The organism is Bacillus altaicus (assembly GCF_042136375.2).
GTDB classification, from domain to species: domain Bacteria; phylum Bacillota; class Bacilli; order Bacillales; family Bacillaceae_G; genus Bacillus_A; species Bacillus_A cereus_U.
In genome coordinates this window covers 824157-836526 of sequence record NZ_CM143394.1, presented here as the reverse complement: position 1 = coordinate 836526, position 12370 = coordinate 824157, and the positions used below count along the sequence as shown (strand labels likewise).

Below are 12370 nucleotides of genomic sequence, written 5' to 3'. Positions count from 1 at the left end.
CTCAATATTTTTTAAAATCTAGCAGAATTTTACTATAAATATTTGTATACACTATGGTTAAATACTCCACCAAAGGGAATGAAGATTATGCAAGAATGGGGCTTGTCAGAAGAGCTCAAAATAAAAACAAAGCAGATGATTGAAATTGCTGAAAAAGAATTATCAAACATGAAGCATGCAATCGATAAAGAAGATGAATGTATTTTATGTAAAATGGAAGATATTCATCATATGTTAACAAATGTACAGACGTTAGCAGCTACATATTATATTCAAGCATATTTATCACCTTATACGGAAAGTTCACATTTCATCACTACAGCTGTCCAACATTTAAGCGCTCGAAAACACGGTGCTCTTATTATCGTGGAACGAAGTGACGCTCTTGATTCTTTCATTCAAACTGGAACGACATTAAACGCACACTTAACCGCTCCACTACTTGAATCAATTTTTTATCCAGGGAACCCTCTTCATGACGGAGCCGTTCTCATTAAAAATAATCATATTGTCTCAGCAGCTAATATTCTTCCATTAACAAAAAGTACAGAAATCAATCCTGAGCTAGGAACACGTCACAGGGCTGCGATTGGCTTATCAGAGAAAAACGATTCACTTATATTAGTTGTCTCTGAGGAAACAGGGCGTACTTCATTCGCTTTAAATGGGACGTTATATACGATTTCTTTATAGGATACCTATAAAATAAAAAAAGCTGTTCCGGAAAGGTTCAGTATGTAATGACCTTTCCAGACAGTTTTTTTGCATTCTTTATTCTTCTCCGAAACGCTCAACAAGTGTTGCAAGTGTACGCACCATTGCACCTGTTGCTCCAGATGGTCCTAAATCATGTGCACCTGTTGTTTCAGATGTTCCAGCGATGTCTAAGTGTACCCATGGTGTTTCTTCTGCAAATTCACCAAGGAATGTCCCAGCCATAACCGCATGTCCTTCACGGCCTGGTGAGTTATTTAAATCAGCAAATTTACTGTTTTTGACACGCTCTTTATCACGTTCAAAAATCGGCAATTGCCAAATTGGCTCATCCGTTTCCATCGAAGCCTCTAACACTTGTTCAAACAATTCTTCATTATTTGTCATTGCGCCTGTTGTATGATTTCCAAGTGCAACAATTACACCGCCTGTTAATGTTGCAACATCAACTAAGTAATTTGCACCAAGTTTCTTCGCATACGTAATACCGTCAGCTAACGCTAGGCGACCTTCTGCATCTGTATTTAATACTTCAATTGTTTTTCCGCTCATAGATGTAATAACATCATCTGGCTTAAATGCTGTACCACTTACAACGTTGTCAGTTGATGGAATAACAGCAATTACATTTTGCTCAGGGCGAAGTTCACCGATGATCTCCATCGCGCCAAGAACAGCTGCAGCGCCGCCCATATCACCTTTCATACCAACCATGCCTTCACGTGGTTTTAAAGAATAACCGCCAGTATCATATGTAATCCCTTTTCCAACAAATCCAATTACATCTTTCCACTCTTCTTTTCCTTTATAAATAAGAGCGATCATTTTTGGCGGTTCAGTAGATCCTTGGTTTACTGCAAGTAATGCACCCATACCAAGCTCTTCCATCTCTTCTTTCTCAAGAACCTTATAATCCATATCGTATTTTTCCGCTAATTCAACTGCATACTCAGCAAGCTTTGTCGCTGTTAATACGTTTGGCGGCATATTTACAAGCGTACGAGCTGAATTCGTTGCACGTCCATGTACGTATCCTACCGTTAATGCTGCTTCAATTTCTTGTGCATCTTCTGCTGTAATAGCAATCAGTTTTTCTAACTCTACTCTTTCTTTTTCATCCGTTTTATATGTTTGTAATCCGTATGTACCAAGGCAATATACTTCCGTTGCAATATGAGCTATATCAATCGCATCTAATTTCTCTGTTACGAAAGAATCAAGTAAGATTGCTGCGTCTTTTACTTTTGCTGATTGTAACGATTTAAAAGCTTTACTAAGAGCTGCACGTAACGTTTCTGTTGTATATGACTCTTTCTTACCTAAACCAACAAAATAATAACGTTTAACATTTGTTTTTCCTAAGCTATGTACTTTTGAAATGGCTTTCTTCTTAGTTGAAAGTTCTTTTTCTTCTAATAAAACTTGTAACTGTCCTTCAAACGCTTTATCCAGTTCTTGTACAAAGCTACTCGTTTTATCTTCTTCAAATAAGGCAACAATTACCGCTTCATGACTTGCTAATTCTTTTTGTACTTGAAACATGTTCAGACCCCCTAAATTTCTCTACGTCCATTATAACTTTATTTTCGATAAAATGCGACAATTCTAAATTCTGTTATTTTATATAAAGATGCTATCTCCTATGGTGAAATAAGACAAGAAAAAAGTCTAGCGTTATTGCCACTAGACTATCTTTGTTTTAAATATTGTCCACGAAACACTTGCATCGTTTCGTCTTGATTTAACATCGTTAACTCTTCTTCCGAAAACTTACCATTTCCTATTTTCACTATATACACATTTATTTTTTTCTTACCCCATTGGCTATAAACATCTTTCACCGTATCATAATATAAATCGAGACGATTTCCTTTTATAGCACCGCCCTTATCAGCTACAACACCATATCCGTAACCTGGCACGAATAGAATTGTCCCAAGCGGGAATACGCGCAAGTCAGCAGCGATTGTGGAATATAAATCCCTTTTTGCTTTAACACCTGAATATGTAATGCCATACTCTGGATGCCCCGGCCTCTTTCCAGTTGACTCTATACCTGATGTATAACCAGTTGCAGTCATTTCTATAACACGATATTTAGACCAGTCATTTGCCTGTTCTAAAGCATTTATCACTTCTTTACTCGGAGCAACTTTTTTCTCAATTTCTGCTGCATGTACTTCTTTTACACTTGTTCCTTCATATGATTTTATAATCTCTAATAAAGAAACTCCTGTGAAAGCCTGCCATGTTACGCATAATGCGAATGCAAGTAAACAAGTCATCATAATGCGAATACAATATCGTTTTAACATTTTTATATTCCACACTCCTTCATCGTTAATCATTCCCTATACGATGAAGGAATATGCAAAAAAATAATCTCCAAATTGATTGGAGATTAAAACATTTGATAGCCACTTTTCCGAAGTTTCTTAATTATGATTCCTGCTAAAGCAGCACCTACTAATCCAGTAGATAGAATAAACACATCTGCGTGTCCTAAATGCGATACACTCGTCCCAAATGAAGAAAATGTTTCTTTTGGCTTTGAAAAATAGTCCCATACACTCGCTTTATTAATAATAAGCATACAAATAATCGGATACACAATAACCATTACCCACGTAGCTCGCAAAATCATGTTGAGTAAAAATCCAATTCCAAAAAATAAAATAAAGAACAACATCATTGAAATAAGTAGTACCGGTATACTCACTTCTTCTCCCTCTCCTTCGCATACGCCGTAAACACATGATAAGCCGTATAACCAAATTGCTCTCCTGGATTTAATGTTTTGTCCATTTCAAAATGCGACTCTGCTCTTCCTTCTAATAAATATTTGATGAGCACAGAAGTATTTTGATCATCTGCAATATTTTCTGGATGTAAAAAAGCTACTTCCGACAATTCTTTCTCCTGTACGATAATGTCTTCTCCCTCTGGCTCTAGAAGAAAAATAATCATATTATCACTAATTTCATTATGAATAACACCTGAGCGAATACCAATAATCCCCTTTACATGAGCAACAATGCCTGTCTCTTCCAAAATTTCACGTTTCACAGCTTCATCAACAGTCTCGCCTTCATTAACAAAACCAGCAGGTAAAGACCATTGCCCTTTCAATCCACCGTATTTTTTCTTAACGAATAGCCATCTCCCATCTTCTGTAGCTACTAAGCCACTGACAGCTAACCACACTTTCCCTCGCTTCCCCATAATATAACCTCCTCCATCAAACGGACAGAATATTCTTTCTTTTTATATATTATACTATATTTTCAATACGAAAAAAGCAGAAACAGCTCATAGCCGTTTCTGCTTTTTCTACTATATATTAAAAGAACTTCAATTTACCTTTTTTAAGAACTAATAAAGGTCCGCCTAGTAAGAATAAGTAACGATTGTCGATTACTTTCTTCATGAATGAAGCTTTCCAACCTGTTAACTTTTTACCCATAACAACGCCCATTGCATCGTCATGACCTAATGAACATACAGATCCTTTATTATCAAATGCGAACTTTTTCATTTCACCTTTGCCGCGAACTAACACAGTTAAATTGTGTGCAATGTTATAACCTTCTTGAATTGCAATCTGTGCTGTTGGTGGGTATGGACGGTTAATCTCCTCATTGATGATTAACGCTGCGTCACCAACCATGAATACATCTTCATGACCCGGAGCGTGCATGTACTCATCCACTTTAATACGTCCGCGCATTGCTTCAAATCCAGACTCTTCCACAATACCGTTACCACGAACACCTGCAGCCCAAACTACAGTTTCAGATTTAAGAAGTTCAGCATCATCACCGTTTGCAACGATAATACCTTCTTCAGTTGCTTCCTTAATTGCTGTACCGATGCGGAATTCTACACCTTTTTTCTCAAGTTGTTTTACAGCGTACTCTACTAATGCTGGATCGAAACCAGGAAGTGCTGTTGGAGCAGCTTCTACACAGATGATACGTGCTTTTTCACGTGGAACATCGTACTCTTTGCAAAGTTCAGGAATACGGTTTGCAAGCTCACCTACGTACTCGATACCAGTAAATCCAGCGCCACCAACAACGATTGTTACTAACTCATCACGTTTTTCAGTCGCATATTGAGCGAACTTTTCTTCCATATGCTCACGAATTTGACGAGTTGCATTAATGTTAGTGATTGAGAATGCATGCTCTTTTAATCCTTTAATTCCGAATGTTTCTGATTCGAAACCAAGACCGATTACTAAGTAATCGTACTCTAACTCACCATTTTTTAAGATAATACGTTTTTCAGCAGCTTTAATCTCTACTACTGTATCTTGTACAAAGTTCACTTTATTTGTATCGATAACGTCTTGAATATCTAGACAGATTTTATCATCTTGTAATGTACCAGCTGCACTCTCATGTAACCAAGTTGCTTGGTAGTGATAGCTATTGTTGTTTACTAACGTAATTTCAGCTTCACTTACAGATAATGTTTTTTGCAGACGAACAGTCGTAATCATCCCGCCATAACCTGCACCTAAAACTACGATTTTTGGAGTCTTCACTAAATCACAACCCTTTTCTTTATATAATAGTAATAAAAAATAATACCAAGTACTAAAAACTCTATTTGTCAAGAATGTGGAATTTATCACATTCTATATCATAACAAAACGCAGTCAAAAAATCGTACGAAATTTGTCATAGAAATTTAACATAATACTTCCCTATATTAGTCGGTTTCATTCCATAATTCAAGCACCTAGAGAATTATCGATATTTTAAAATAACATAGCGTTTTCAAGGGTTTTTCAACCTTTTTTTCATGTATTTTCCTTTCGCTATATTTTATACGATTCTAAAACATCTATGCGCAAACTTACTTATTATTCAGTCGTTTTCAGAAGTATTATTAACTGAAATATGCTATCATTTATTTGAAAGTGTCATCATTTGCAGGATTTTCATGTACATATGAACAATATATGAAATCAATATTAAAATTCCATCATCTATAGGGGGAATGAAAATGACAGAAAATCAAAAAGTTTACGACATAACGATTATTGGTGGTGGCCCAACAGGACTATTCACCGCATTTTATGGCGGAATGAGACAAGCAAGTGTAAAAATTATTGAAAGCTTACCTCAACTTGGAGGGCAATTATCCGCATTATATCCCGAAAAATATATTTATGATGTAGCTGGATTCCCGAAAGTACGCGCACAAGAGTTAGTTGATAACTTAAAAGAGCAAATGAAAAAATTCGATCCAACTGTTTGCCTAGAAGAAGCTGTTGATACGCTTGAAAAACAAGCTGACGGTATATTTAAACTTGTTACAAATAAACAAACTCACTACTCTAAATCTGTCATTATTACTGCTGGTAATGGTGCTTTCCAACCACGCCGCTTAGAATTAGAAGGCACAGCAAAATACGAAAAGAAAAACTTACATTATTTCGTTGATGATATGAATAAATTTGCTGAAAAACGCGTCGTTGTATTCGGCGGTGGTGACTCAGCAGTAGATTGGACAATGATGTTAGAACCGATTGCGGACAAAGTTACAATTGCTCATCGCCGCGATAAATTCCGTGCACATGAACATAGCGTAGAAAGCTTAATTAATTCCCGTGTAGAAGTAAGCACACCTTACGTTCCAGTTGAACTTATCGGTGATGATACGATTGAACAAGTCGTTCTTCAGCACGTCAAAACAGAAGAAAAAGTTATCATCGATGTTGATGATGTAATCGTAAACTACGGCTTCGTTTCTTCGCTTGGTCCAATTAAAAATTGGGGCTTAGATATTCAAAAGAACAGCATCCTCGTGAACTCAAAAATGGAAACAAATATTCCTGGCATTTACGCTGCGGGTGACATTTGTACATATGAAGGAAAAGTAAAACTCATTGCTTGTGGCTTTGGTGAAGCACCGACAGCAGTAAACAATGCAAAAGCTTACTTCGATCCAAACGCAAAACTTCAACCAATGCATAGCTCAAGTATGTTTTAATAATAGAAATGAAAAGAACTCCTTTTACATGAAAGGAGTTCTTTTCATACTCTCTTCTTTTCCTAACTAAAATACATTCCAATTTGATAAAAAACACTACTTCCTTCCAAAATATGTTACAATAAAAACAGAACGTACGTTTTGTTTAATAAAGGGAGGTTTTATTAATGAAAGAACCTATTATCGTAAAAAAAGGAGCTTTCCAATCAATCGGTGTTTCTATTACAACTACAAATGAAAATGAAGCATCGACTAAAGGAAGGATTCCAATGCTTTGGAATCGCTACTTCCAAGAACAAATCATGCATCAAATTCCAAATCAACAAACAAAAGAAACATTCGCTTTCTACTCAAACTACGAATCGGATGAAACTGGTACATATCAATTTACTATCGGCATGCCTGTTTCTTCATTAGAAGACGTTCCTGAAAATATGACACCTTTAACAATACCTGCCGCAACGTATGCGGTATTTACAACGAGAAAAGGTCCTGTGTCTGAAGTCGTTTGTGAAACTTGGGAATATATTTGGCAATGGTCGAAAGAAAACAAACGTGCTTTTACAGCAGATTTTGAGCTTTATGACGAAAGTGCAGTAGATCCAAATAACGTACAAGTGGATATTTATATTGCTTTAGCTTAAGAAAAGATGCCCTTTGGCATCTTTTTTTGTCGTGAAATAGCCACTGTGCAAATTCATTATTATTGTCTACAATGAGAAAGTGCAGTATAGAAATATTAGAAACTGTATAGAACAATTGTTAATAGGTTTTTTAGTCTAAAATCGGTACATAGAAAGGAAGCACTATGGAGGAACTACAACAAAATAAATCTGCTTTAGAAGGAAGCGGAAAACCGTTATTAAAAAATACGAACTTCCTTTTTCTTTGGGCAGCTACTCTCTTTTCAAGTTTTGCTTTAGCCTTTTTTACTTTTTCACAAACATGGTACATAGCAAAAACATTAAACCTTGAGGCTTCACTTGGTATTGTTTTCGTGGCTCTTAGTGTTCCAAGGCTCATCTTTATGATTATCGGCGGAGCATTAGCTGATAAATTCCCGAAAAAAAATATTATGTTTTACTCTAATATTATTCGCGCTATTCTTGTCGCAACTATTCTCACCTGGTTCATCGTCGGTGATGTAACACTATATACATTTGCTTTGTTCGCTTTGTTCTTCGGACTCGCTGACGCTTTCTTCTGGTCAGCAGATGGATCTATTCTGCCTGAACTTGTAGAAAAAAGCCGTTTAACACAAGCAAACTCACTTACTCAAATGACAAACCAAGGATCGGTCATCTTGGGCCCTGTACTTGGCGGTATTCTCATTAAATTTACGAACTATGAAACGATTTTTTCAATTACAATCCTGCTACTCATTATCGCCGCAATACTCGTTCAAAAAATACAATTTACAGTACCCGAAAAAAATGAAACAGATAAAGGCATGTTTACTTCTATTAAAGAGGGGATTTTATATGTAAAAGAATCACCATTTCTTTCAACTTTCCTCATATGTAGCGCCTTTTTAAACTTATTTTTAATCGGCCCAATGCAAGTGGGCTTCCCGCTCTTCGTCAAAAACGTCCTGCACGGTGATTCACTTCAGTTTAGTTACTTAGAAGCGTCTGTTGGCGGCGGGATGGCGATAGGAGCTGTCATTGTCGGATTAAAAAACATTAACCGCAGACGTGGTCTATTTTGTATTATCATGATGCTACTGTCTGGTATATTCTTCCTAGCCATCAACTTTAGCACCGTACTTTGGCAAGCGTTATTAGCTGGAATGTTTTACGGGATTACAATTGCGATGGCTATCGTTCCACTTATGGCAATGATTCAATCAACAGTAAAAGAAGAGATGATGGGACGCGTTATGAGCTTACTCATGCTTTCATCGATGGGATTCATTCCGCTCTCTTACGCATTTACATCGCTTGCACTTGGGATTGGCATTCCAATTGTAACGGTTATGAAAAGCGGTGCAATCGCTGTTATCGTCTTTGTACTATTTGTAGCAATTCGTGTTCCAGTTGTAAGAAAGTTCGATTAGCTACTTAGAGTCATGTATTATACGCATGACTCTTTTTTAAATGGATCGAATAACGGTATTCCCTTACTTCTCCTTAATGCCGCTCCCCACTCTAATCCAATTTCTAAAAATAAATCTCGCATCGTACTATACAACAGTGCTCCAACATCTTTACGAATTTCTCCGTACTTATACGCTCTCACAACACTTTTCACCCTCCAAATTAAATTGCTACGTACTTCTTCATCAGCTAATATTCCCTCTAATAAAGCACCTTGTTCTAGTAATCCGCTCTTTTTATAAGCAAGTTCAACCTTACTCCAAAATATATTAATCTTCTTCGGATTACTCGTCATCGGCACCAGCGCATATATAAAAGGCTTCGGTATATCTTGACGACAATACGTTTCATCAAGCTCGTACGTTACTTTTCTTTTCTCTTTTATTGGTGGAATGTTTTTAGAAAGAATTGTTTCCCCCTCATTTTTTTGCTCATTTCTACTACAGCCATCTGCACAATCACCACTTTCACATGCGGACATCTTCATACGGTCATCCATGCGGTCAATCGCAGATTTAAGAAATACATATAAGTTTGCACTATATCCGCCGCGCTTATATCTTTCTTTTGTCGCAACACGCTTTATAATTCCAAGCTCCTCTATCTTCGCAATCGAGCGACGTACCGTCCGAATACTCTTTCCAATATTCGTCGCAATTGTCTCCATTAACGGACAAGCAACACCAACTGTTTCGTTCTTCTCATTAACCGCATATTTTCCTAAAAAATGAATAACTAAAGAATCAGTCTTATTTAGTTGAAACTGATAACATTTAAAAACTTGTTTTTGATATGCATTAAACTCCTCTTTACTTCGAAATTCACTATATGGTTTCATTAAGTTATATAAGCTTCCCATTTTTATCACCTCATCTATAGGTAAAGGGCAGGAAGAGAAATTGGCGTGATATTTAATATTTTTTATTGGAGATGAAAATATGATTGTAATTAGCGCTTGTTTAGGCGGCATTGCTTGTCGGTATGACGGCAACGATAATCTCGTTTCAAAAATAGAAGAGTTATTACAAAGGGAAGACACCATCCTCGTTTGTCCCGAAGTATTGGGCGGTTTACCGACACCTCGTCCTTCGGCTGAAATTATCGGCGGTAATGGTGATGACGTTTTAGATGGAAAAGCAAAAGTGATGACGAAAGAAGGCCAAGATGTCACGGAGGCTTTCGTGCGTGGTGCTTATAAAGCATTAGAACAAATAAAAGATTTAAACCCAGAATATATAATTTTAAAAGAACGCAGTCCCTCTTGTGGTAGTTCCACTATTTACACAGGGGAATTTAACGGCAATAAGCAAACTGGTTACGGGGTAACAACGGCTTTATTTAAAAGACATGGATTTAAAGTCATTTCAGAAGAAGATTTTGAGAACGAAAAAAGGAATTGACCCTGTTCGTCAATTCCTTTTCCATCTGTCTTATTTCACACCTAATTTTTCTTTCACTTTCGCAGGAATCTCGTCCTTTTTCACTTCTTCCCAAGCAGTTACACCTTTTTTATCTGAGTGGAATACACGCAAGAAAGCTTCTTTACGAAGATTTTTTTGAGCTGTGAATTCTAATTCTTTCTCTTTACCTTCTTTATCAAAACCAGTTAGTTTATATTGGTAATCTTTATATGGCGCACCATCATTAGATTTACCATTGTACTCTTTTCCATCAACTGTAATTTGAACGTAATACTCATCTTTCCCCATACGGTTTAAATCACAGCCAACTAAAAGGCTTGCAAATACAACTAAAATACTAAAAAGTGCAATATATCTTTTCATTTCCTTCACCTCATGTGTTTTTCTTATATTGTTATCTTAAAGCCTAAGCTTGAAAGAAGAAATTCAAAAACATGACATGAACATTACATTTTTGTAAGATAATAAATTAAAACTTTAATCAGTGTTTTTTCATTGAAAACGCTATTGGTACTCATCTAGCCTAGTCATGACAATCTATTAACGCCAATAACGTCTTCCACGCCAGTTTTTCCACTTGCCCCGAATCTTATCACGTAATTTCCTTATACCGCTTATTACACCCTCTATTACGCACTCTATTATGATATCTATTACAAGGTAACTTACAAATCTAATTATAGGTTTAATCACATATCTCCCTACGAATTCAAAAATATCGTCGATTTTGTGTCCCCTCCCGTAATTAATTTACTATCGCTGTAATCCATCTTCTACTACCTGCGTAACAGTTCCATTTGGTTCGAAGATTACGCGTAATGTTCCTTCGCCGCCATACCCGGTATAGCCGTATACTGAATACGATTTATATTTCTCAATCATACGTGGCTGTCCAATCGCAGCTTTCACCTGATTTGCGGGCATACCTTTTTTGATTTTCAAATAGTGATTATAGTCTACTTCCGCCGAATCGTTATTTACATCTTTATACCACGGTACGCGGTCGTTTTTTTCTTCATATTCCTTTACAGGCTCTTCACTGCGTTTCGTAGATACCTGATTCTCTTTATCCGCATCCCTTATAGCAGTACGTTCAATATTCACAACATAGCCATACGTATTTAATTCAACCATAATTTCATATGTACCATCCGTATCCTTTTCAGTATAAAATACGCGTTTTTCCTTGTTATTATAATGTTTTATGTTCTCACCACCGTAGTCAATCTCGTTAAGAATATCCGTATATGTCATGCCTTCCTCAATCTTTTCGGCTTCTTCACGAGAAATATAACGCTTCTGTGACGATGTAGCGTCCTCATATTTAATGCTGTCACGTTTGCTCGTAGTCATAGGCGTTTTCTTCTGTTCTTTTAATACTTCCGCTTCCGATTTCACTTGTTGCTTTGCTCCCGCTTTTGTTAACACGTCTGTATCGTTAGAACAAGCTACAAATATTGAAGCCGTAACCAACGTCATCCCTAATAATAGTACTTTCTTAAATGACTTCATTGTAATTCCTCCGGCAGTTTTTAATTTCTAGTAATTAGCGTATTTTAATTACTATGGAACTAGTCAGTTCTATACAATTTGATATGTCCTTCCCCTTCATGCATCCTCTTTAACCTTCTTCTTGCATATATTCACTATCTTTGTCCTGCTCTTTTTCTTTTTAAAGGCAAAAGAAAAGACCTTCTAACGATTTGATTTCATCGCTAAGAAGGTCTTTATATGCAACCTACCCATTCAATTTCCATTTAGCATAACGGAATGAAAAAACTTAGCAATCTTCCGGCTTACCAGCATTCGACGCTGTACGGAAAGATGATCCACATCCACATGATGCAATCGCATTTGGATTGTCGATTGTGAATCCGCCGCCAAGCATAGATTGTTTATAGTCAACTTTCACTCCCTTTACAATCGGAGCACTTTCTTTATCGATAACAAATTCAACACCGAAAAACTCAAGAACTGTGTCGTCTTCCTTTGGTTCTACTTCAAATCCTAAGCCGTAAGAAAGACCACTACATCCGCCGCCATGTACAGCAAGGCGCACGTATTTCTCTCCATCTTCAGCATCTTTTAACATATCTTTAATTTGAAAAGCTGCTTGTTCTGTTACTTCAATCATGA

At 36.7% G+C, this 12370-nt stretch carries 15 protein-coding genes; 5 read left to right on the top strand and 10 right to left on the bottom strand.

The window, feature by feature from the left end; all coding sequences use genetic code 11:
* Positions 1–87 precede the first annotated feature (87 nt).
* Positions 88–693, top strand: a complete 606-nt coding sequence (gene cdaS / locus ACE38F_RS04280) for a sporulation-specific diadenylate cyclase CdaS (protein WP_078173468.1) — start codon at positions 88–90, stop codon at positions 691–693.
* A gap of 78 nt (positions 694–771) precedes the next feature.
* Here the strand turns inward: cdaS and ACE38F_RS04275 are convergent, their stop codons facing one another.
* From ACE38F_RS04275 to ACE38F_RS04255, 5 genes are all read right to left on the bottom strand, one after another.
* The gene (locus ACE38F_RS04275) at positions 772–2256 is read right to left on the bottom strand and encodes a leucyl aminopeptidase (protein WP_341308009.1); all 1485 of its coding nucleotides are present in this window, start codon (positions 2254–2256) and stop codon (positions 772–774) included.
* Between the two features lie 146 nt (positions 2257–2402).
* Entirely contained in the window at positions 2403–3029 is a 627-nt protein-coding gene (locus tag ACE38F_RS04270; RefSeq protein WP_131232275.1) for a 3D domain-containing protein, read from the bottom strand.
* Positions 3030–3115: 86 nt separating this feature from the next.
* Positions 3116–3433 (bottom strand): YuiB family protein, encoded by a 318-nt coding sequence (locus tag ACE38F_RS04265; RefSeq protein WP_002089308.1) that lies wholly within the window; start codon positions 3431–3433, stop codon positions 3116–3118.
* Positions 3430–3936 carry an NUDIX hydrolase gene (locus tag ACE38F_RS04260; RefSeq protein ID WP_002160031.1) on the bottom strand — a complete coding sequence of 169 codons (507 nt, stop codon included), beginning with the start codon at positions 3934–3936 and terminating at the stop codon, positions 3430–3432. Before ACE38F_RS04260 ends, ACE38F_RS04265 begins: the two co-directional genes overlap by 4 nt.
* A gap of 118 nt (positions 3937–4054) precedes the next feature.
* Entirely contained in the window at positions 4055–5263 is a 1209-nt protein-coding gene (locus tag ACE38F_RS04255) for an NAD(P)/FAD-dependent oxidoreductase (RefSeq protein WP_002112603.1), read from the bottom strand.
* A gap of 464 nt (positions 5264–5727) precedes the next feature.
* Here ACE38F_RS04255 and ACE38F_RS04250 point away from each other — a divergent pair, with 464 nt between their 5' ends.
* The 3 genes from ACE38F_RS04250 to ACE38F_RS04240 all read left to right on the top strand — a co-directional run bounded on the left by ACE38F_RS04250 (position 5728) and on the right by ACE38F_RS04240 (position 8773).
* Complete coding sequence (locus tag ACE38F_RS04250; protein ID WP_375370131.1) at positions 5728–6717, top strand: NAD(P)/FAD-dependent oxidoreductase; 990 nt, start codon at positions 5728–5730, stop codon at positions 6715–6717.
* A 167-nt stretch (positions 6718–6884) separates the two neighbouring features.
* Positions 6885–7361, top strand: coding sequence for a GyrI-like domain-containing protein (locus ACE38F_RS04245; RefSeq protein ID WP_375370132.1), 477 nt, complete (start codon positions 6885–6887; stop codon positions 7359–7361).
* Between the two features lie 164 nt (positions 7362–7525).
* The gene (locus ACE38F_RS04240; protein WP_201032012.1) at positions 7526–8773 is read left to right on the top strand and encodes an MFS transporter; all 1248 of its coding nucleotides are present in this window, start codon (positions 7526–7528) and stop codon (positions 8771–8773) included.
* 17 nt (positions 8774–8790) lie between these two features.
* Here the strand turns inward: ACE38F_RS04240 and ACE38F_RS04235 are convergent, their stop codons facing one another.
* On the bottom strand, positions 8791–9672 hold the full coding sequence (locus ACE38F_RS04235; RefSeq protein ID WP_375370133.1) for a helix-turn-helix domain-containing protein: 882 nt from the start codon (positions 9670–9672) through the stop codon (positions 8791–8793).
* A 79-nt stretch (positions 9673–9751) separates the two neighbouring features.
* Here ACE38F_RS04235 and ACE38F_RS04230 point away from each other — a divergent pair, with 79 nt between their 5' ends.
* A complete protein-coding gene (locus ACE38F_RS04230; protein ID WP_002139334.1) occupies positions 9752–10213 on the top strand; it encodes a 2-thiouracil desulfurase family protein in 462 nt (153 codons plus the stop codon).
* Between the two features lie 30 nt (positions 10214–10243).
* On the opposite strand, the gene ACE38F_RS04225 is transcribed toward ACE38F_RS04230, so the two are convergent.
* The 4 genes from ACE38F_RS04225 to ACE38F_RS04210 form a co-directional block, all read right to left on the bottom strand.
* Positions 10244–10597 carry a YxeA family protein gene (locus ACE38F_RS04225; RefSeq protein WP_375370134.1) on the bottom strand — a complete coding sequence of 118 codons (354 nt, stop codon included), beginning with the start codon at positions 10595–10597 and terminating at the stop codon, positions 10244–10246.
* Between the two features lie 177 nt (positions 10598–10774).
* Entirely contained in the window at positions 10775–10960 is a 186-nt protein-coding gene (locus ACE38F_RS04220; protein WP_375370248.1) for a hypothetical protein, read from the bottom strand.
* Positions 10961–10987: 27 nt separating this feature from the next.
* Entirely contained in the window at positions 10988–11746 is a 759-nt protein-coding gene (locus ACE38F_RS04215) for a hypothetical protein (RefSeq protein ID WP_375370135.1), read from the bottom strand.
* Between the two features lie 268 nt (positions 11747–12014).
* Positions 12015–12368, bottom strand: coding sequence for a HesB/IscA family protein (locus ACE38F_RS04210; RefSeq protein ID WP_002034566.1), 354 nt, complete (start codon positions 12366–12368; stop codon positions 12015–12017).
* Between the last annotated feature and the right edge of the window lie 2 nt (positions 12369–12370).

What these genes read in the sequence shown, in the direction of transcription:
- ACE38F_RS04275 (WP_341308009.1), bottom strand. Translation starts at nt 2,256, where the DNA reads ATGTTTCAAGTACAAAAAGAATTAGCAAGTCATGAAGCGGTAATTGTT.
- ACE38F_RS04245 (WP_375370132.1), top strand. Translation starts at nt 6,885, where the DNA reads ATGAAAGAACCTATTATCGTAAAAAAAGGAGCTTTCCAATCAATCGGT.
- ACE38F_RS04240 (WP_201032012.1), top strand. Translation starts at nt 7,526, where the DNA reads ATGGAGGAACTACAACAAAATAAATCTGCTTTAGAAGGAAGCGGAAAA.
- ACE38F_RS04215 (WP_375370135.1), bottom strand. Translation starts at nt 11,746, where the DNA reads ATGAAGTCATTTAAGAAAGTACTATTATTAGGGATGACGTTGGTTACG.
- ACE38F_RS04225 (WP_375370134.1), bottom strand. Translation starts at nt 10,597, where the DNA reads ATGAAAAGATATATTGCACTTTTTAGTATTTTAGTTGTATTTGCAAGC.
- ACE38F_RS04230 (WP_002139334.1), top strand. Translation starts at nt 9,752, where the DNA reads ATGATTGTAATTAGCGCTTGTTTAGGCGGCATTGCTTGTCGGTATGAC.
- cdaS (WP_078173468.1), top strand. Translation starts at nt 88, where the DNA reads ATGCAAGAATGGGGCTTGTCAGAAGAGCTCAAAATAAAAACAAAGCAG.
- ACE38F_RS04250 (WP_375370131.1), top strand. Translation starts at nt 5,728, where the DNA reads ATGACAGAAAATCAAAAAGTTTACGACATAACGATTATTGGTGGTGGC.
- ACE38F_RS04270 (WP_131232275.1), bottom strand. Translation starts at nt 3,029, where the DNA reads ATGTTAAAACGATATTGTATTCGCATTATGATGACTTGTTTACTTGCA.
- ACE38F_RS04235 (WP_375370133.1), bottom strand. Translation starts at nt 9,672, where the DNA reads ATGGGAAGCTTATATAACTTAATGAAACCATATAGTGAATTTCGAAGT.
- ACE38F_RS04260 (WP_002160031.1), bottom strand. Translation starts at nt 3,936, where the DNA reads ATGGGGAAGCGAGGGAAAGTGTGGTTAGCTGTCAGTGGCTTAGTAGCT.
- ACE38F_RS04210 (WP_002034566.1), bottom strand. Translation starts at nt 12,368, where the DNA reads ATGATTGAAGTAACAGAACAAGCAGCTTTTCAAATTAAAGATATGTTA.